The 17,083-nt window shown below is 74.1% G+C and carries 11 protein-coding genes; 5 read left to right on the forward strand and 6 right to left on the reverse strand.

Going from position 1 to position 17,083, the window contains the following annotated elements; all coding sequences use genetic code 11:
* The first annotated feature begins 141 nt into the window (after nt 1-141).
* A complete protein-coding gene (locus tag ACZ4XX_RS21905; RefSeq protein ID WP_468509530.1) occupies nt 142-3,381 on the forward strand; it encodes a helix-turn-helix transcriptional regulator in 3,240 nt (1,079 codons plus the stop codon).
* Nucleotides 3,382-3,695: 314 nt separating this feature from the next.
* The gene (locus tag ACZ4XX_RS21910) at nt 3,696-5,567 is read left to right on the forward strand and encodes an AfsR/SARP family transcriptional regulator (protein ID WP_468509531.1); all 1,872 of its coding nucleotides are present in this window, start codon (nt 3,696-3,698) and stop codon (nt 5,565-5,567) included.
* Nucleotides 5,568-5,656: 89 nt separating this feature from the next.
* Here ACZ4XX_RS21910 and ACZ4XX_RS21915 read toward each other — a convergent pair whose 3' ends face one another.
* The 6 genes from ACZ4XX_RS21915 to ACZ4XX_RS21940 form a co-directional block, all read right to left on the reverse strand.
* Nucleotides 5,657-8,029, reverse strand: a complete 2,373-nt coding sequence (locus ACZ4XX_RS21915) for a prolyl oligopeptidase family serine peptidase (RefSeq protein ID WP_468509532.1) — start codon at nt 8,027-8,029, stop codon at nt 5,657-5,659.
* Nucleotides 8,026-9,546: an MFS transporter gene (locus ACZ4XX_RS21920; protein WP_468509533.1), complete on the reverse strand. Its 1,521-nt coding sequence runs from the start codon at nt 9,544-9,546 to the stop codon at nt 8,026-8,028. The genes ACZ4XX_RS21915 and ACZ4XX_RS21920 overlap by 4 nt, the downstream gene beginning before the upstream one ends.
* Nucleotides 9,543-10,595: a DUF6895 family protein gene (locus tag ACZ4XX_RS21925; RefSeq protein WP_468509534.1), complete on the reverse strand. Its 1,053-nt coding sequence runs from the start codon at nt 10,593-10,595 to the stop codon at nt 9,543-9,545. The genes ACZ4XX_RS21920 and ACZ4XX_RS21925 overlap by 4 nt, the downstream gene beginning before the upstream one ends.
* Nucleotides 10,596-10,597: 2 nt before the next feature.
* Complete coding sequence (locus ACZ4XX_RS21930; RefSeq protein ID WP_468509585.1) at nt 10,598-11,749, reverse strand: radical SAM protein; 1,152 nt, start codon at nt 11,747-11,749, stop codon at nt 10,598-10,600.
* Nucleotides 11,750-11,835: 86 nt separating this feature from the next.
* Nucleotides 11,836-12,900: a DUF6895 family protein gene (locus tag ACZ4XX_RS21935; protein WP_468509535.1), complete on the reverse strand. Its 1,065-nt coding sequence runs from the start codon at nt 12,898-12,900 to the stop codon at nt 11,836-11,838.
* The gene (locus ACZ4XX_RS21940; RefSeq protein ID WP_468509536.1) at nt 12,872-14,077 is read right to left on the reverse strand and encodes a glycosyltransferase; all 1,206 of its coding nucleotides are present in this window, start codon (nt 14,075-14,077) and stop codon (nt 12,872-12,874) included. Before ACZ4XX_RS21940 ends, ACZ4XX_RS21935 begins: the two co-directional genes overlap by 29 nt.
* Nucleotides 14,078-14,756: 679 nt before the next feature.
* On the opposite strand from ACZ4XX_RS21940, the gene ACZ4XX_RS21945 reads away from it, so the two are divergent.
* The 3 genes from ACZ4XX_RS21945 to ACZ4XX_RS21955 are packed head-to-tail and all read left to right on the forward strand — an operon-like array spanning nt 14,757 to nt 16,968.
* Nucleotides 14,757-15,980, forward strand: coding sequence for a radical SAM protein (locus tag ACZ4XX_RS21945; protein ID WP_468509537.1), 1,224 nt, complete (start codon nt 14,757-14,759; stop codon nt 15,978-15,980).
* Nucleotides 15,977-16,753 (forward strand): iron-containing redox enzyme family protein, encoded by a 777-nt coding sequence (locus ACZ4XX_RS21950; protein ID WP_468509538.1) that lies wholly within the window; start codon nt 15,977-15,979, stop codon nt 16,751-16,753. The genes ACZ4XX_RS21945 and ACZ4XX_RS21950 overlap by 4 nt, the downstream gene beginning before the upstream one ends.
* Complete coding sequence (locus ACZ4XX_RS21955) at nt 16,750-16,968, forward strand: aroma-sacti cluster domain-containing protein (protein ID WP_468509539.1); 219 nt, start codon at nt 16,750-16,752, stop codon at nt 16,966-16,968. Before ACZ4XX_RS21950 ends, ACZ4XX_RS21955 begins: the two co-directional genes overlap by 4 nt.
* Nucleotides 16,969-17,083: the final 115 nt, after the last annotated feature.

Genomic DNA, 17,083 nt, shown 5'->3' on the forward strand with positions numbered 1-17,083 from the left:
CCGCAGAGGAGGAGAGGGGGGCAGCGGGAGCCATCCACAACACAACGGACACCATCGTGTTTCCTGGAGGGGGGGGGGGGTGGGGCCCCCCCCCCCCCCCCCCCACTGCCGTGCACGAAAAGGATCAAGTAGCCTGCGGACATGCGTGCGACGTCGTCGGTCATCGTGGGGCGGGACGCCGAGATCGGGTTACTGGACGCGGCCCTGGAGAGCGCCCGAAGGGGCGCCGGACGGGCCGTGTTCCTCGTCGGCGAGGCAGGGATCGGAAAGTCCAGGCTGGCCGGCGAGTGCGCTCTCCGCGCCTACGACCGGGACATGCCGGTGCTGCGCGGCCGTGCCACGTCCACCGGGCTCGTCGTCCCCTTCCGGCCCCTGGTCGAGGCGCTGTCCTCGCGGTTCCGGGCGGCCGGCGCGCCGGACGATCCGGAACTCGACCCCTACCGGCCCGCGTTGGCCGGCCTGGTGCCGGAGTGGCGGGCCGCCGCGACGGCGCCCGGCTACGCGATCTCGCTCGTCGAGCTGGCCGAGGCGCTCCTCAGACTGCTCGCCGTGCTGGGGCGCGAGCGCGGCTGCGTGATCCTCCTGGAGGACCTGCACGACTCCGACACCGAGACGATCGCGGTCGTCGAGTACGTCGCCGACAACGTGGCGGACCTCCCGGTCCTGCTGGTCGGCACGCTCCGACCCGACCCGGGCCCGGCGCTGGACCTCGCACTCGCCGCCGAGCTGCGCAACACGGCCTCGGTGACGGAGCTGGGGCCGCTGGACGAGACCGCCGTACGGACCATGGTCGACGCGTGTCTGGACGCGGCGCCGGGCGAAGTGCCCCCGGCCGCGCATCGACACCTCTCGCAGCGAGCGGGCGGGAACCCGTACCTCGTGGAGGTGCTTCTGGCCGACCTGCTGGACTTGGGGCGGCTGAGCAGGGCGGACGGCGCGTGGCTCCTCGCCGATCACGGCGAGGCGACGGTTCCCACGGGAGCGGTACGCAGCTGGGCACGCCGTCTCGCCCGGCTCGACGAGCCGGTGCGCGAACTGCTCCTCATCGCGGCGACGCTCGGCGGCCGGTTCTCGGTCGGCGCCCTGAGGGTGGTGACCGGACTCGACGACCGGGCCCTCTTCGCCCACCTCCGGTCCGCCTCCGAAGCCGGGATCATCGCCCCGGACGGTGCGGCCCACGACCACTACACCTTCCGGCACGTCCTGACCGCGGACGCGCTCAGGGCGTCGTTGCCGCCCGCCGAGCAGGCCGCGCTCGCCCGCCGCGCCGCCCAGGCGATCGAGGAGGACGCCTGCGCCTCGCTCTCCTGCGACGGGCCGGGAGAACTCTCGGGAGAGCAGAGCCAGTTGGTCGCCACGCTCCGACTGGCCGCCGGTGACAGGGTGGCGGCCTCACGGCAGTTCGCCCAGGTCGGTCGGCAGATGCTGGACGCCGGTGCGTCGGGCTCGGCCGCCGTGCTCCTCGAACGCGCCCGGGGCCTCGCGGCCGACGGGGAACGGGACGACGTCACCGTGCAACTGGCCATCGCCCAGGCCGAGTCCGGACGGATCGACGTGGCATCCGCACTGCTCGACGACCTGGCACCGGTGACCGTCGGCTCTCCCGCGGCGGAGGAGCGGGCCCAGGCGCACACGCAGGTGGCCTGGGTCGCGACGATGGCGGAGCGGCAGCAGGAGGCACGCCGCCGGATCCGGGCGGCCCGCGCCCTGCTCGGTGCCGAGCCCCGCCCGGAGCAGGAGGCGGCGCTCGTGGTCGTCGAGGGGCATCTGGCGCTCCTGCCGGAGCAGGACGGCCGCGACGGCGAGGGTGACCCCGGGGACCCGGCGGGCCGGGACGGAGAGGGCGAAGGACGGGGCTCGGCGGGCCGGGACGGAGAGGGCGAAGGACGGGGCTCGGCGGGCCGGGACGGAGAGGGCGAAGGACGGGGCTCGGCGGGCCGGAGCGGTCGCGAGCGGCTGAAGGAGGCGGAACGTTCCGCCAGGAGTGCCGCGCTCACCGCGGAACAGCGCGGCCGGCCCGTCGTGGCCTGCCAGGCCTGGCAGCTGCTCGCCCTGCTGTCCCGGCAGCGCGGGTTCGACGAGGCCGACGCCTGTCTGGTGCGGATGCTGGAGGTCGCCGAGAAGCACCGGCTCGCGGTGTCGCGGGCCGAAGCGCTGGTGCGGCTCGGCACCAACGCGTTCATGCGGACCGGAGAGGCGACGCAGCTGGAGACCGCCCGGGCGGCGGCGCACGAACTCGGCTCGCTGACCGTGCTCCAGACCGTCGACGGGCTGCTCGCCATGCAGAGCGTCCTCGCCGCACGATGGGACCGGGCCCGGGAGATCGTCGACCGTTCCGTCGAGGCGAGTGCCCGCCTCCAGAACCTGTCGGCCCACCGCTATCTGCTCCTCGTCGACGCCACGCTCGCCGCACACCAGGGGCGGGGCCGTGAACAGGAACGAGCCCTCGTCCGGTTCCGCCGGGCGGGCGGCGAGGAGTCGATGCTCGTACCCCTGCAACGCGGACTGTGTCAGGCCGTCGGCGCGCTCATGGCGGAGGACCGGAAACGGGCCACGGCCGAGCTCGACGCGGCGCTCGCCTGGGAGCGGGAGCACCCGAGCTTCTTCTACCTCAGCGGGCGGTACGGGCTCCGCCCGCTGCTCCGGATCCTCGACGGCGACTGCGCCGGTGAGAGGGCCGGCGGCGACGGGACGGCGGGCGCCGACGGCGGGGGCTACGGCAGAGGAGGCGGGGGTCGCGAGGCGTACCGGGAGGCGCTCGCCTCCCCGGGCGGGCAGCTGGCCTGGAACCGGATGTTCCTCGGGATGGCGGACGCCGTCCTGCGCGGCAGGGAGGGCGACCCGCAGGGCGCGCGCCGCGCGGTGGAGGAGGCCCGCCGAGCGGCCGCGGTGTTCCCGCAGGGCTGGCATCTCGCCCTGCGGCTGGTCGCGGAGGCGGCCCTCGCCGACTCCTGGGGCGAACCGGTCGCCTGGCTGCGGACCGCCGAGGAGTACTTCCACGAGGCGGGCGTCCAGCCGGTGGCCGGTGCCTGCCGGGCACTCCTGCGGCAGGCGGGCGTCAGTGTGCCGCAGCGCAGGGGCGGCCGGGAACGGATTCCGGCGGAGCTGCGCACCGCCGGTGTCACACCGCGCGAGTACGAGGTGTTCGTGCTGCTCATGGAGCGTCCGGGCAATCTGCAGATCGCCCGGCGGTTGTGCATCTCACCCCGGACTGTGGAGAAGCACATGGCGAGCCTGATGTCCAAGACCGGCTGCGTCGACCGCTCGGCGCTGTGCGCGCTGTCCGCCGAGCGGGCCGAGGACGGGGGATCGGCCGGGCCGACCGGGCCTGCCGGGACTGCGGGGCCTGCGGGCATGGTCTCCCGGATGCCGTCGGCCTGACCCCGGAGCGGGCGGCGGCCACGCGACCGCCCGCATCCGTCCCGTAGCGGCCCGGCGATGGGGGCCGGTGGTCAGCGGTCCGGTGATGGGGCCCGGCGATGTGGGGGCCTGGCCAACCAGGGATGGTGGCCCGGCGATGTGGGGGTCCGGCGAAGTCGGGATGGGGGGTGTTCCCGACCCCCTGGGGGTCGCGCCCCCAGGGCACCGCCTTCGGTGGTGCGACTGTGAGGGTCCGGTACCGATGTGTGAAGGTCCGGCGCGATGGATCATCGAGCGGACCGACCAACTCCCGTCACCATACGGAGGTTCGCTCGATGCCGAGTCCGTCCGCGCAGCCCGCCGCCTCACCCGGCTCACTCCGGTTCTCCGTCCTCGGCCCGCTGGCGGTCCACCGGGGCGAACAGTCTCTGCCCTTGGGTCCGTTGAAGCAGCGCATGGTGCTGGCGACGCTTCTGATGTCCGTCAACTCCCCGGTCTCCATAGACGCGTTGACCGAGGCGGTCTGGCCGGAGGAGCCCCCTCGTACCGCCCGCAAGAACATCCAGGTGTACGTCAGCGCCCTGCGTGCGCTGTTCGGGCAGGACGACCGGGAACCCCGGGACCGGCCACGCCTCACGCACACCGGAGGCGGATACGTCCTGCGCGCGACGGAGGAGGAGCTCGACCTCCTGAGGTTCCGCGCCCTGGTACGGGCGGCCGAAGGCCGGCCGCCCGAGGCGGCCGCCCGCCTGCTGAGACAGGCCCTCGACCTGTGGCAGGGGCCGCCGCTGGCCGACGACCTCCGGCAGTCACCCCTGCTGGCCGAGGAGGCCGAGCGGCTGCGACTGCGGCATGTGACGGCGTACGAGAGCTGGGCGGAGGCGGAGTTGGCGCTGGGCTGCGCGCCGGCCGTGGTCGAGGGACTGCGCGACCTCGTGGAGTGGCATCCGCTGCGGGAGCGGCTCCGCTCGGCCTGGATGTGTGCGCTGAGCGCCTCCGGCCGGCAGCCGGAGGCGCTCGCGGTCTACGACGACTACCGGCAGCTGCTGGCACGGGAGTTGGGGTTGGAGCCGAGTGGCGCCATGGCCGCCCGCTACCGGGCGATCCTCGCGGGGGACAACCGGGCCGCCGGGTCGGGAACGGCCGCCGGGCCGTCGAAGGGGAGACCCGCCGCCGCCCCGCCGAAGCCGACCGTGCTGCTGCCGCCCGACCTGGTCGACTTCACGGGGCACGGCGAAGAACTCCAGGACGTCCTGGACCTGTTGGAGGGCGGTGACGCAGCCGGTGGGGCCGGTGCGGGCGAGCCGGGCCATGTCGTGCTGCTGTCCGGCCCCGCCGGATCAGGGAAGACCACGCTGGCGGTGCGGGCCGCCCACCTCCTCGGCGGCAGGTTCCCCGAGGGGCGGCTCTGTGTCTCCCTGCGGGACGCGGAGGGCCGGCCCCGACCCGTGTCCGCCGTACTCGCGGAACTCGGCGAACGAACGGGCCGCACCGGACCGTCGACGCCCGAGGCCTGGCGGGAGTGGCTGGCGCGGCACCGGGTGCTGGTGATCCTGGACGACGTACCCGAGGAACGCGCCGTACGCGCGCTGCTCCCGTGCGGCGGGCAGGGCAGGGTGCTGCTCACCGCACGCGGCCAACTGGGCGGTCTGGCACCGGTGCACCGGATCTCCGTCCCGCCGCTCGACACGGCCGAGGCCGTGCAGCTCCTCGCCGGGATCGTCGGCCCGCGGCGGGTGCGGGCCGACCGGGAGGCCGCGCTGCGGATCGTACGGGCGTGCGGCGGGTCGCCGCTCGCGGTCCGGGTGAGCGGGATGCGGCTCGCGGTGCTCCGCCACCTACCGCTGCGGGAGTTCGCCGACCGCCTGACGGACCCCGCCGGAGCCCTGGACGAACTGACCGCGGGGGACGTGTCCGTACGGCAGCGGCTGGCCCACGGCTGGGAGACGCTCCCGGAGGAGCGGGGCAGGGACGCGGGCCGGCTGGCCGCGGGCACGGGGGACGGCCCGTTCGGCCTGACGGAGGCGGCGGAGGCGCTCGGCTGCGACGAGCGGCATGCGGTGAGGGTGGTGGAGGCGCTCATCGACGCCGGAATGGTCATGTCGCCGGGCGGTGAGGTCACCGCCCACGCGGCGCAGTACGACATGCCGCACCTGATACGGCTGTACGCGCGCGGCGCGGGGTACGGGACGCCGGTGCTGACGTAGCGCGGCGGGGTGGCGGGGCGGTGGGGTGGCGGGGCGGTGGGTACCGAGGGCGCCGACGCGTCGAGGCCGTGACGCGTCGGCGCCGGAGGTCACCGCGGCGGCGCCTCCGCGGCGGCGGAGCCCGGGGCCGGGAGGCCCACGTGGGATGCCAGGAAGGCCAGACACTCCGCCTGGAGCGCCGCCGCGCGGGACGCGGCCCGGTCCCCGTGGCCGACGCCGTGTTCGAGCCGCAGCAGGATCGGGCCGTTGCCCGACGTGGCGTGCTGGAGCGCGGCGCACATCTTGCGGGCGTGCAGGGGATCGGTGCGCGTGTCGCCGTCCGCGGCGGTCAGCAGCACCGCCGGGTACGCGGTCCCGGGCGCGACCCGGTGGTAGGGGGAGTAGCCGAACAGCACGGGCAGCCGCGCCGGGTCCTGCGCGCTGCCGTACTCCGGCGTCCAGCTGGGGCCGAGGCCCGACAGCTCGTAGCGGACCATGTCCAGGAGCGGGGACGAGCAGACCACGGCGGCGTACTTCTCGGGCTCCTGGGTGAGGGCCGCGCCGACGAGCAGGCCGCCGTTGGAGCCGCCCATGATCGCGATCCGACCGGGCTCGGTCCAGCCCGCCTCGACCAGCCGGTCGGCCGCCGCCGCGAAGTCGTCGAAGGTGTTCTGCTTGTGCGCACCGCTCCCGGCCCGGTGCCACGCCTCGCCCTCCTCGCCGCCGCCGCGAAGGCCCGCCCAGGCGAACACCCCGCCCGCCCTGACCCAGGCCAGGACCTGTGCACGGTAGCGGGGTGACATCGTGCGGCCGAAGCCGCCGTACCCCGTGAGCAGCGCCGGGCGTGGCCGGTCCGGGTGCCCGCCGGGGGAGATCACGAACATCCGTACCGTCGTCCCGTCCCGCGACGGGAACGCGACCTGGCGGGTCACCGCGCCGCCCGTCGCCGGACGGTGGACGGCGGGACGGCCCGTCGCCGGACTGCCGGGACCGGCCGTCGCCGGACCGTCCAGTTCCCCTGTTGTCGGACGGTCCGGGTCACCCGTCGCCGGACGGTCGGGATCGCCCGCATCCGGGGCGTCCCGCTCCCAGCGCGTCAGGCGGCGCGTACGTGCGTCGAAGTGGAGTACGCGGAGCGGCGTGACGAAGTCCGTGTACGCGAACCAGACCTCGTGACCGCCCGACGCCACGGTCGAGAAGTCGCCGACCGCGCCGGTGCCGGGGAGCGGCACCGTGGCCACCTGCCGGCCCTCGACGAGGTCGTGCAACGTCACCTCGGCCACGGTGTCGCGGGTCCAGGCGGCCAGGCCGAGCGGGTTCTTCAGTTCGGGGCCGGAGAGCACGACCAGGTGGGTCAGCACTGCGTCCGGCCGCTCGGGGACGACCTCGTGCCAGGCGTCGGGGCCCAGATGGAGTTCGTCCGGCCGGCACGCGACGACGCGACCGCGCGCCGCGTCGCGGTCGGTGCGGAGCCACACACGGTCCGCCGGGCCCGTACCGGGCACGGCGTGCAGCCGGGTGGCGGCACCCATCCCCTCCTGCACCGGCCGGAGCAGCGGACGGTCGAGCGGCGCGGCGGACAGATCGGCCAGGTGGAGATCGGTGCCACGGCCGGTGCCGAGCGTGGCCGTGATGCCGAGCCAGCGGCCGTCCTCGGTCACGGAGACGCTGTAGAACCGGGTCTTGTCCCGGCCCTCGCCGAAGACCACGGCGTCCGCGTCCGGTGACGTGCCGATCCGGTGCAGACAGACCCTGCGGTGGTAGCGCTCCTCGCCGGGGTGCAGACGGGGGTCCAGTCGCCGGACGTAGTAGAACGCCCGGCCGCCGGGAAGCCAGCCGACCGACGACTTCCGCACCCGGTCCAAAGGCCCGTCCACGAGCTCGCCGGTGGCCACGTCGATCACCCGGAGCACGGAGTCCTCCGTGCCGTCCCGGGACACCTGATAGGCCAGCAGATCGCCCTCCACGGAGGGCTCCCAGGCGTCGAGGACGGTACGGCCGGAGGGGTCGAGGGCGCTGGGATCCAGCAGTACGCGCTCCGAGACAGCCCTCGGGGCGGCGGTCGAGGGGGAGGACGAGGCAGTGGGGGAGGACGAGGCCGAGGGGGCGGTCGAGGTCGAGGCGGCGGGGGAGGCCGAGGTCGGGCTCGCCCCCGCCTCCGCCACCATCAGGACCGGATGCTCCTGGCCCGTCTCCTGACGCAGCCAGAACACCCTGTGCCCGCGCACCTCGGGCGACCGGACACGAGTGCCGGCCCCGAGCGCCGACACCTCCGCCTCCCATTGCTCCAGCCCGGGCCAGGCCGCCCGCTCCGCCGCGTACAGGGCCTTCTGCTCGGCACTCCAGCGGCGCGTCTCGTCGGTCCCGGAGTCCTCGAGCCAGCGGTACGGGTCCGGGACGCGCACCCCGTGGAGTTCCTGGACGACGTCCTGCCGTTCGGCGTGCGGGTACGGGCGCCGCGTCCCTGGGGCGTCGGTGGTCACTCCGGTCTCCCTCGTTCGTGGTCGGGCGGACGGTGGCCTCGTGATCCGGCCGGGGACGTGACCTCGACCGTGAGCGCGGCGCCCTTCTCGGCGGCCTCCCCGGCGCTCCCTGCGACGTCCTCCTCCGCGTCCTCTCCCGCGTCCTTCCGCGGGTCCTTCCCCGCGTTCTCCCCAGTGCCCGACGCCGTGCTCTCCGTCCCCGGCAGGGCCAGCCACGCGAAGACGCCCGACAGGACGACGATCACCCCGGACACCGCGAAGACGGTGTCGATGGGTCCGAACCGGACGCCGCCGACCGAGCCCGCGACGTCCGTCAGCGCCGACCCGGCGAGCCAGCCTGACAGGACCGCGGCGAGCATCGACGCCAGCTTCGTCACCGGATAGAACACGGCCATCACCCGCCCCCGGAGGTCCGGGGGCGCCGCTGCGAGCAGCAGCGGTGCCATCGCGGTGTTGAGGACGGTCAGTGGAACCGTGAAGACGAAGAGCAGTGCGATGCCGCCGAGGAAGGTGGTCTGCCGGGAGTAGGCGATCAACAGGACACCGCTCACCAGCAGGCTGATCCAGGTGCTCCGGCGTGCCCCGAGCCACTGCACGACCCGGCCCCCGCTCAACGCGCCCGTGATGCCGCCCACGCCCATCGCCATCCCGATGTATCCGTAGAGATGGGCGTCGGCGTCGAGGTTGTCCGTGGTGAAGAAGACGTTGAGGGTGCTGAGCGCGCCGATCCCGAACTGTCCGATGACGGCCAGCAGAAGCAGTACGACCAGGAACCTGCTGCGGGCGAAGAAGCGCACGCCGTCCGCGAACTCGCGCCCGAGGCTGGACTGTTGTCCCGCCTGCTTCGGGACGTTCGGGGTGGACTCGGGAGCGGGCTTCCTGTCGCCGGGTGCCGCGGCCGACGCGGGCACCTCGATCGACCGGATCGCGATGTACGACACCGCGTAGGACAACGCGTTGAAGAGCAGGGCCCATTGGATGCCTGCGGCGAACAGCAGCGGCGCCGCCAGCGGAGGGCCGATGATCCAGGCGGTCTCGCCGGTCGCCTGGCCGATGCCGGCGGCGCGGGCGCGGTTGGCGTCCCCCTTCACGAGGTCCGCCAGGATCGCGAAGCGCGCCGGCGAGAAGAACTGGCCGGCCGCGTGCAGCAGGAGAACGGTCACGTAGACGAGCGCGAGCCAGACGCCTGCCGGGAGCGCGTCGGTGGGCAGGAAGGAGACGACGGTCAGGACCACCACGAGCACACCGCGCACCACCTCGGTGCGCAGCAGCGTGGCGAGCTTGTCCCAGCGGTCGACGAACACGCCCGCGAGGGGGCCGATGCCCAGGACGGCGACGCTGGACGCCATCAGTACGCCGCTGACAGCCATCGGCGCCCACGACTCGTCCTTCGCCAGTACGGTCGCCACCCACAGCACCAAGGTCGTGCTGAAGACGGCGTCCCCGACGGACGAGACGGCCTGGCCGAACCAGAGACGGGTGTAGTCGCGGTTGATCAGCGTGAGGCGCGGCGTCATGAGGCCCCCCTCGCCGACAGCCCGACGGACGCCGAGGAGACGACCGAGGCCGAAGGGACGGCGGACGCTGAAGGGACGGCGGACGCTGAAGGGATGGCTGACGCCGACGAGACGATCGACGCCATGAGGGCTGTCACCAGGGTCGTGTGGTACGCCTTCCGGAAGAACTCCCCGGCCGTGACCTGCGGCGCGGCCATGAGCTCCGCCGACCTCCCGGGGATCGCCCCGTCGGGCCGCTGGGCGCGCGCCAGGCTTTCCACGGCCGCCGCTCCCGAGGACGTACGGAGCGGATCCTCCCCCAGGACGAACTGCGTGAGGACGAGCTCCGCCGCCAGGTCCCAGAGATCGTGCGCGACGCAGTGGAGCAGCATGGTGTGGGTGAGGTCCCGCGCGTGGACCAGGTCGGCTCCGGCGAGACCGGGGTCGGTGCGGCCGAAGTCGCCGAGGTAGAAGGCGGTGTGGGTCAGCGCGTACGCCTGCGGGGTGGTGAGCGGTGCCACCGCGCCCTTCGCGGTCGTGGGGCTCGCCACCGTGGGGTCGGCGGCCCGGAGGGCGACCAGCGGGCTCCGCGGGAGGAGTTCGGCGTACGGCTCGATGCCGTGGTGGACACCCGCCTTGTCCGCGTAGTAGCGGATCTCGATGCGCCGGTACGGTGACTTCCCGCCCGGCGACAGGGCGTCGCGGTCCAGCCGGGCGAGTGCCTCCCGGCACTGCGTGTCGTCGATTCCGTCGGGGGCGAGCGCCGCGTGGGCCAGCCGGTACGTGGAGGCGTGGGCGGGCGTGTCGTCGAAGAGCCGCGGGAAGTCCGGGTCCTGCCAGAGCTTCCGTACGAGTGCGGTCGCCCCGCTCAGGGGGTCCGGGGCGGGGCCGTCCGGTCGCGCCGCACGGTGGCAGAGGAGCCCCAACTCCAGTGCGGCCTTGGCCCTTCCGCGGGGTGTCGACCGGGACGTCGACCGGGTGGTCGCGCGGAACGGGTCGAAGTGGTCGAGGTTCCCGCCCAGCCAGTCCAGCGCGCCGGCGGAGAGCTGCTCCAGGAGTGAGGGCGGCATGGCTACAGGCGCCCCGTCTCGTGCAGGTGGTCGAGCAGGGCCGTGTCGACGGTGTCGCGGAACCTGGCGAGCGTACGGGCGTCCTCGTCGTAGCTGTAGAGGTCCTGGCAGGCGATCCACCGGTCACCGGTCTCCGTACCGGGCAGGTAGCCGTCGGCGACCGTGCCGACCTCCCAGTCGGGTTTGCCCGCGGTCTCCCAGCAACTGGCCAGGGTCCCGTCCGCGCTCACGACCGCCCCGTACCGGCCGTCGGTGTGGCCGCAGGTGACGCAGGTCTTCCGGCCGCCGGGGCGGTTCACGGTGAAGCCGAGTTCGAGGGCTCTTCGCTGCCAGCGGGTGAAGGCGGAGGAGAGCTCACCGGTGTGCAGGAGGCTGTTGGCGTATCCGACGCCGACATCGCCGATCCGGGCGAAGTACAGCGTGCACCGCGTGGGGTCGAGCGCGGCCGCCAGCCGGTCGATCAGCGCGTCGACGCCGTGGAAGGTCTCCTGGGACACGTTCACCCGCAGGGTCCATCGCAGTGGCGTGGCCTCGGAGGCCTTGACGATATTACGGACGATCTTGTCGAAGGTGCCGCTGCCGTCCGCCCTGCCGACCCGGATCCGGTCGTGGTCGTCGCGGTCGCCGTCGAAGGTGACCTGGACGGAGCTCAGGCCGCGGTCGTGGAGCCGACGTGCGAGCGACGGGGTGAGCAGGGTGGCGTTGGAGATCATCCAGGCCGAGGTGGGAGCGATGTCCGAGGCCCGCTCCAGGAGTTCGAGACACCCGCGCGGGTTGAGGAGGGGCTCGCCGCCGAAGAGGAGGATCCTGAGCTTCTCCAGGCCCACGGCGGCCATCTGCCGCTCGGTGAACCCGAGGATCGAGGTGATCGTCTCCGAGGTGAGCCGGGTCCGGGCGATCCGCGGCGGCCGGCTCCCGCCCGCCAGGTCCTGCGCGGTGTTCTGGAAGCAGTAGCCGCAGCCCAGGTTGCAATGGGTGCTGGTGAGGACGGTCAGGGCGTAGGCGCGGACCATGGCGGGGGTGAACATGCCGCTCTGACGCAGCCGTTGCTCGGCGTCGGGACGCAGGCCTCCGTCGGGGGTGACATGGCGGTCGGCGAGCCGGGCGACGCCGCCCGGACCGAGGAACCACCAGGTGCGCTCGCCGCGGAGCAGGCGCGCTCCGGAGGAGGCGAGGTCGGTGCCGGCCGGAGGCGCGGCGTGCGCGGCCTGCCGGTCGGCACTGGTCGCTTGGTCGATGCTCACCGTGTCGCCTCCCGTACGGCCGTCGCCCCGGTGGCTCCCGCGACCCCCGCCGCCCGTGGCACCCCGTCGGCTCCTGCGGTGGAGCGACCGACGGGTGAGACGGGCGAGTCGGGCGCGGCGGGCGTAGCGGGGTCGGCGCTCGTGACCGGGCGGCCGTTGCCGACCATCAGCGTCGTGAGCGCGGTGACGAGGGTCGCCTGGTACGACTTCCGGAAGTACTGGACGGGCGTCGCGTCCGCCGGGGCGCGCCGGACGACGGACTTCCCCGGGATCGCCCCGTCCGGTGCCTGGACCTCGGCGAGCATCCGGATGCCGGCGGCCCCGGAGGGCGTACCGAGGGGATCCGCGCCGAGGCAGTACTGCGCGAGCACGAGCTTGCCGACGAGGTCCCATTCGCCGAGGCCCAGGCAGTGGTGGGTGAGACGCTCCACGACCTGGAGGGCCTGCTCGCGGGCCTCGTCGGTCAGGCCCGTGTCGCGGAGGCCGAAGTCGCTGAGGTAGAAGACGGTGTGGGTGACCACGCAGGCGTCCAGGTCGGCCACGGGCAGGGTGGCGGCGCGGGCCGGCAGGCTGGCCGCGTACAGCTCGTCGTACGAGGTGAACTCGTGCTCCGCTCCCGCGAGATCGGCGTAGAACCTCGCCTCCAGGTGGAGGTACGGGGCCTTGTGCCGCGGCGCGAGGTAACCGTCGTCCTTCAGCCGGGCCAGGACGGCACGGGGGGCGTCGGTGACGGACCCCGCGGGTGCCAGTGCCGCGTACATCAGCTCGAACTGCCGTGCGTACCGGCCGTCGAGGGTGAGGAGGTGCGGGAAGTCCGGTCGCTGCCAGGCGCGTTCGACGATCGAGGTCGCCTCGCGCAGGGCGGGCTCCGCCGGGGTGGACGCTCCCCAGTAGCGGCAGAGCAGCGCGAGCTGCAGGAGTGCCTTGACCCGGGGTGTCACCGGTAGCTCGGCGTGTCCGGCGGGGGAGTCGAGGTACCCCGCATGCCGCGCGATCCAGTGCCGCGTACCCATGGACAGACTCGCCACGGCCTCATCGAGGCCGACTGATCGCGTACTCATGGTTCTCCTTCGGGGTTGCGGATGCCTGAGCCACCCGCTCGACGACGTCTGCCGCGCGGGCCGCGCCGTCCGCCGCGGCCAGTCGGTCGCCGAGCGTGCGGGCCCGGGTCCGCAGTCCTTCGTCGCGCGACACCGACTCCAGCAGCGCCGACAGGTCCACGGACGGGGTCTTCGGGTCGCGCACGGCCACGCCGGCCCGTTCGCAGGCGCCGGTGAGCAGCGGCTGTTCGGACCCGTTGGGCGAGAGCGCCAGGGGGCGACCGCGCAGGAGGGCCGACAGGACCGGGGCCGAGGTGCCGTTGGTCAGCACGAGGTCGGCCGCGTCGACGAGCGGTCCCATCCAGGGCTTCCGTACGAGCAGGATGTCGGCCTCCGGAGCGGGCGCGGGGTCGGTGGACCTGCCCTGCTCGACCACCGCCCGGAACGGTCCGCCGGTGAACGCCTCATTGAGCCGCGGCCAGAGGGACCGGCCGCCGAAGAAGCGGCCGAGGTGCACGTAGACGACGGGCTTTCCGGTGTCCGTCCGTCCCAGGTGATCCTTGATCGCCGCCAACTCGCCCGGCTCTGAGGCGGGTTCCCATGCCAGGGGACCCACGTGCCGAACGCGCTCGGGGAGTTCCGCGCCGGGATACTCGAGTGCCGGGTCCCCGCGGAGCAGCAGCGCGTCACCGAGGAGCGGATCGCCCGCCCAACGGGAGGCACGGCCGGTCAGGCCGACCTCCTCCCGCGTGGCGGCATGGAGGTCCAGGCTGTCGCGGGTCCGGCTCTCCCGGGTCCTGCCCAGGTGCGGCTCCCCTTCGCCGCCGCTCCGGTAGTCCCACAGGTGAACCGTGAGACCCACCACGACCACCGGAACGTCCAGGGTCTCGGCGGCGAGCAGGGCGCCGTTGCTCAGCACCGACGTGACGAGAAGATCGGCCTGCGCCGCCCGGGCCGCGCGCAGGATCGCCCGGTACTGCGCGGCACCGGTCTTCCCCCACCACGTGGCGGAGAACGCCCGGCGATCGCCGAAGTCCTCGGCCACCGCGCACGGCAGCCCGGCCTCGGCCACGAAGGGCCCGGCGGAGGCCCTGGCGAGGACGCTGACGTGATGGCCGCGGCGATGCAGCTCGCGGCCGGCCGCGAGTGCCGGGTAGAGGTATCCGCCGTCGCTGAGAGGGCAGAGCAGGATCTTCACGACGTGCGCGCTCCCTCGGCGTCGGGCGGGTGGCGGGTGGTGAAGGGCGAAAGGGGAAGGGGAAGGGTGATGGGCGAGGGGGAAGCGTGAAAGGCGACGGGTGGCCGGCCGGTGAGTGGCCGCGGGCCCCCCGGTTCCTGGCGTGATCCGCCGAGAACCGGGTGGCCCGCGAGGTACTCAGGACGAGACGCGTCGCGTCAGGAGATGTCGCTGGAGTTGTTGATGATGCAGCCGGCCTCGTCCTCCTCGGCCTCCCCGTGCGCCACGACCTCGATGTCCTCGTCCTCGACCGGCTTCGGGTTCGTGTTCTCGGGCATGTTCGTCCTCCTCGTTTGACGGCGTCGCTGCGCCGGCTGAGAAGAAACGTACGAACGCCGGGTATGGGAACGCCTGGTCGTCGGTTCGACGCCGGTATACGTCGACGACGCCGGCGCGGTACGCCTCCGCGACGTGCGCCGATGCCCCCGCCGGGCCGCGGCGCCCGGCCGTCCGAGGGGCCTCCGCACGCAGCTGCGGAGCCTTCCGCGCCCTTCCGTGGCCTTCGAACCCCTTCCGGACCTGCGGCTTAACCGTTCACCAGGCGTTCGTGAACCGGAAGTCTGCCGCCCGGGGCCACGATCCGGGAACGCTCCGCGCGCGGCGCACGACGCGGTGCGCACTCACGGAGGAGGAGACGGACATGGACCTGGCGGAGCTCGTCGGCCTGCGGCCGGTGCCCTGCGGTGGTCTCCTCGTGGCGCTCACCCGCCGCTGCCCCATGAGCTGCGCGCACTGCTCCACGGCCTCGTCCATGGCGGCGTCGGAGGAGCCCGACCAGCGGCAACTCCTCGACTTCGTCGGCTCGTTCGGGGTCGGCGACCGACCCGAGGTGGTCATGCTGACCGGCGGCGAACCGCTCCTGCTGCCCGAGCTGGCCGCCAGGGTGGCCGGTCTCGCCCGGGCCAAGGGCTCCCGGGTGGCACTGCTCAGCGGGATGTTCTTCGCCCGTGGGGGGCGCGTCCCCGACCGGATCATGCGGACGATCACCCATCTGGACCACTTCTCGGCGAGCCTGGACGTCCACCACGAGCGTGAGGTGCCGCGCGCGGACGTGCTGCGCGCCCTCCGTGCCGTACTCGACGCCGGAGTCCCGGCCAGCATCCACCTCACGGGTGTGGGCCCGGGCCCGGGGAACGGAGTCGGTGCGGGACTCGGTCCCGGTGTCGACACCGGCACAGAGCCCGGTATCGGCACCGGCGCGGACGTCGAAGACCCGTACCTGGTCGACGTCGTCGCGGACGTGCGCCGTGTCTTCGGCACCCGGATGCCCCTGCTCGTCAACGAGGTGCGGCCGCTCGGCCGCGCCGCCGGCCTCGTCCGGCCGACACCGCCGGGACCGGAGGACGGCCTGGCGGCGCCCTGCACCCTCGCGGCCTGGCCGGTGGTCGCCTTCGACGGGACGGTGGCGGCCTGCTGCAACCAGTGGACGGTCGACCGACGCCCCGTGCCCCCGCACCTGCGGCTCGGACACATCGCGGAGGACGACTGGCCGACCGTCCGCGAGCGTTCCCTGGGCTCGCCGGTGCTGCGGATGCTGCGCGCGGTCGGTCCGCGGCGGCTGCACGCCCGTTACGAGACCGCACCCGCTCCGGCCGGCTACTGCCGCAGCTGTCACGCGCTCGCCGACCGCCCGAGCGTCCTGGAGGGCGCGGCCCGGGACGCCGGCGGTCGCGTCGGCGAACTCCTCGACCGGCTCACCACGGCGCAGCAGCGCGCTGCGGGGCCCGCCGCCCTGGTGCGGCGCATGGGCTGCGCGCGCTATGCGCACCTGGTCGAACCGGCGGCCGGACAGGATCGCGTGCCCACGAACGAGCCCCGACCCCCCAAGGCGTCGCCCACCGCAGAGGAGAGGAGCAGTCGATGAACGCCACAGCCACAGCCACTGCCGCAGCGCTCACGGACCCCGCAGCCATGGCCACGAGCCCAGCGCCAAGCACAGCCGCTGCCTCAGCCACCGCTGCCGCCGCCACCACCACGGTCCCCGCATCCCTCGCGCTCCGCACCAAACTCACGCCCACCGCCCCCGTCCTGAGGGCCGCGACCGCCGCGCTCTGGCGGCCGGACGGCCTGCGGGAGCGCTACGTGCGCTATCTGGCCGCGATGCATCCGCTCGTACGGGCCTCGGTGCCGCTTCTCGCACGGGCGGCCGAGCGGTGCGCCGACGAGCCCGGCGACCCGGCCGCGCGGCGCCTGGCCGCGTACTGCCTCCGCCACGCGGAGGAGGAGCGGGACCACGACGCCTGGCTGCTCGACGACCTGGCCGCCGCCGGTGCGGGTCCGGCGGCCGTACCGCACCCGATCGTCGTGGAACTGGCCGGGGCGCAGTACTACCGGATGGAGCACGAGCACCCGGTGGCCCTGCTCGGCTACATCGCGGTCCTGGAGGGCAACGCCCCCGGGCCCCGGCTCGCGGACCGCCTCGCCGAGGTCACCGGGCTGCCGGGCGGCGCGTTCCGCACGCTCAGAGAGCACGCGGAGCTCGACGGCGGGCACCTGAACGACCTGTACCGGGTGCTGGACGCCCTCGCGCCGACCCCGGCCCGGCAGACTGCCGTCTCCGTCAGCGCGCTGCACACGGCGAACCTGCTCACCCGCCTGTTCCTTTCCCTCGCCGAGGACAACGGAGGACACCCATGACCGGCAACGCCACCCCGCACGGCACGGAGCCCACCCTGGAGGCACTCGCGGCCGCAGGGTTCAACGTGGACGCGCTGAGTGATGAGCAGCAGGACGTCGTACGGGCATTGACGCCGGAGGAGCTGGCTCTGCTGGTCGACATCAGGGGGCGGCTGGACGCGGCGGCCCCCGAGGTCCAGGCGCACGCGGACGTGGCGGGCGGCGCGCTGTTCTGAGGCGAGGGCGCACCCCTCTCGAAGCAGCCGCGCGCTCCCGCCGAGGCCACTGCGCCCCGTGCCCCCGTCCCCCCTCGTCTCCCTCCCCGTCTCCCTCGTCTCCCCGTCCACCGGA

The organism is Streptomyces sp. NPDC029956, from assembly GCF_055574655.1.

Bases quoted from the DNA above. Each gene is read 5' to 3' on its own strand.
- ACZ4XX_RS21920 (WP_468509533.1), bottom strand. From the start codon at position 9,546: ATGACGCCGCGCCTCACGCTGATCAACCGCGACTACACCCGTCTCTGG.
- ACZ4XX_RS21955 (WP_468509539.1), top strand. From the start codon at position 16,750: ATGACCGGCAACGCCACCCCGCACGGCACGGAGCCCACCCTGGAGGCA.
- ACZ4XX_RS21945 (WP_468509537.1), top strand. From the start codon at position 14,757: ATGGACCTGGCGGAGCTCGTCGGCCTGCGGCCGGTGCCCTGCGGTGGT.
- ACZ4XX_RS21910 (WP_468509531.1), top strand. From the start codon at position 3,696: ATGCCGAGTCCGTCCGCGCAGCCCGCCGCCTCACCCGGCTCACTCCGG.
- ACZ4XX_RS21925 (WP_468509534.1), bottom strand. From the start codon at position 10,595: ATGCCGCCCTCACTCCTGGAGCAGCTCTCCGCCGGCGCGCTGGACTGG.
- ACZ4XX_RS21950 (WP_468509538.1), top strand. From the start codon at position 15,977: ATGAACGCCACAGCCACAGCCACTGCCGCAGCGCTCACGGACCCCGCA.
- ACZ4XX_RS21905 (WP_468509530.1), top strand. From the start codon at position 142: ATGCGTGCGACGTCGTCGGTCATCGTGGGGCGGGACGCCGAGATCGGG.
- ACZ4XX_RS21935 (WP_468509535.1), bottom strand. From the start codon at position 12,900: ATGAGTACGCGATCAGTCGGCCTCGATGAGGCCGTGGCGAGTCTGTCC.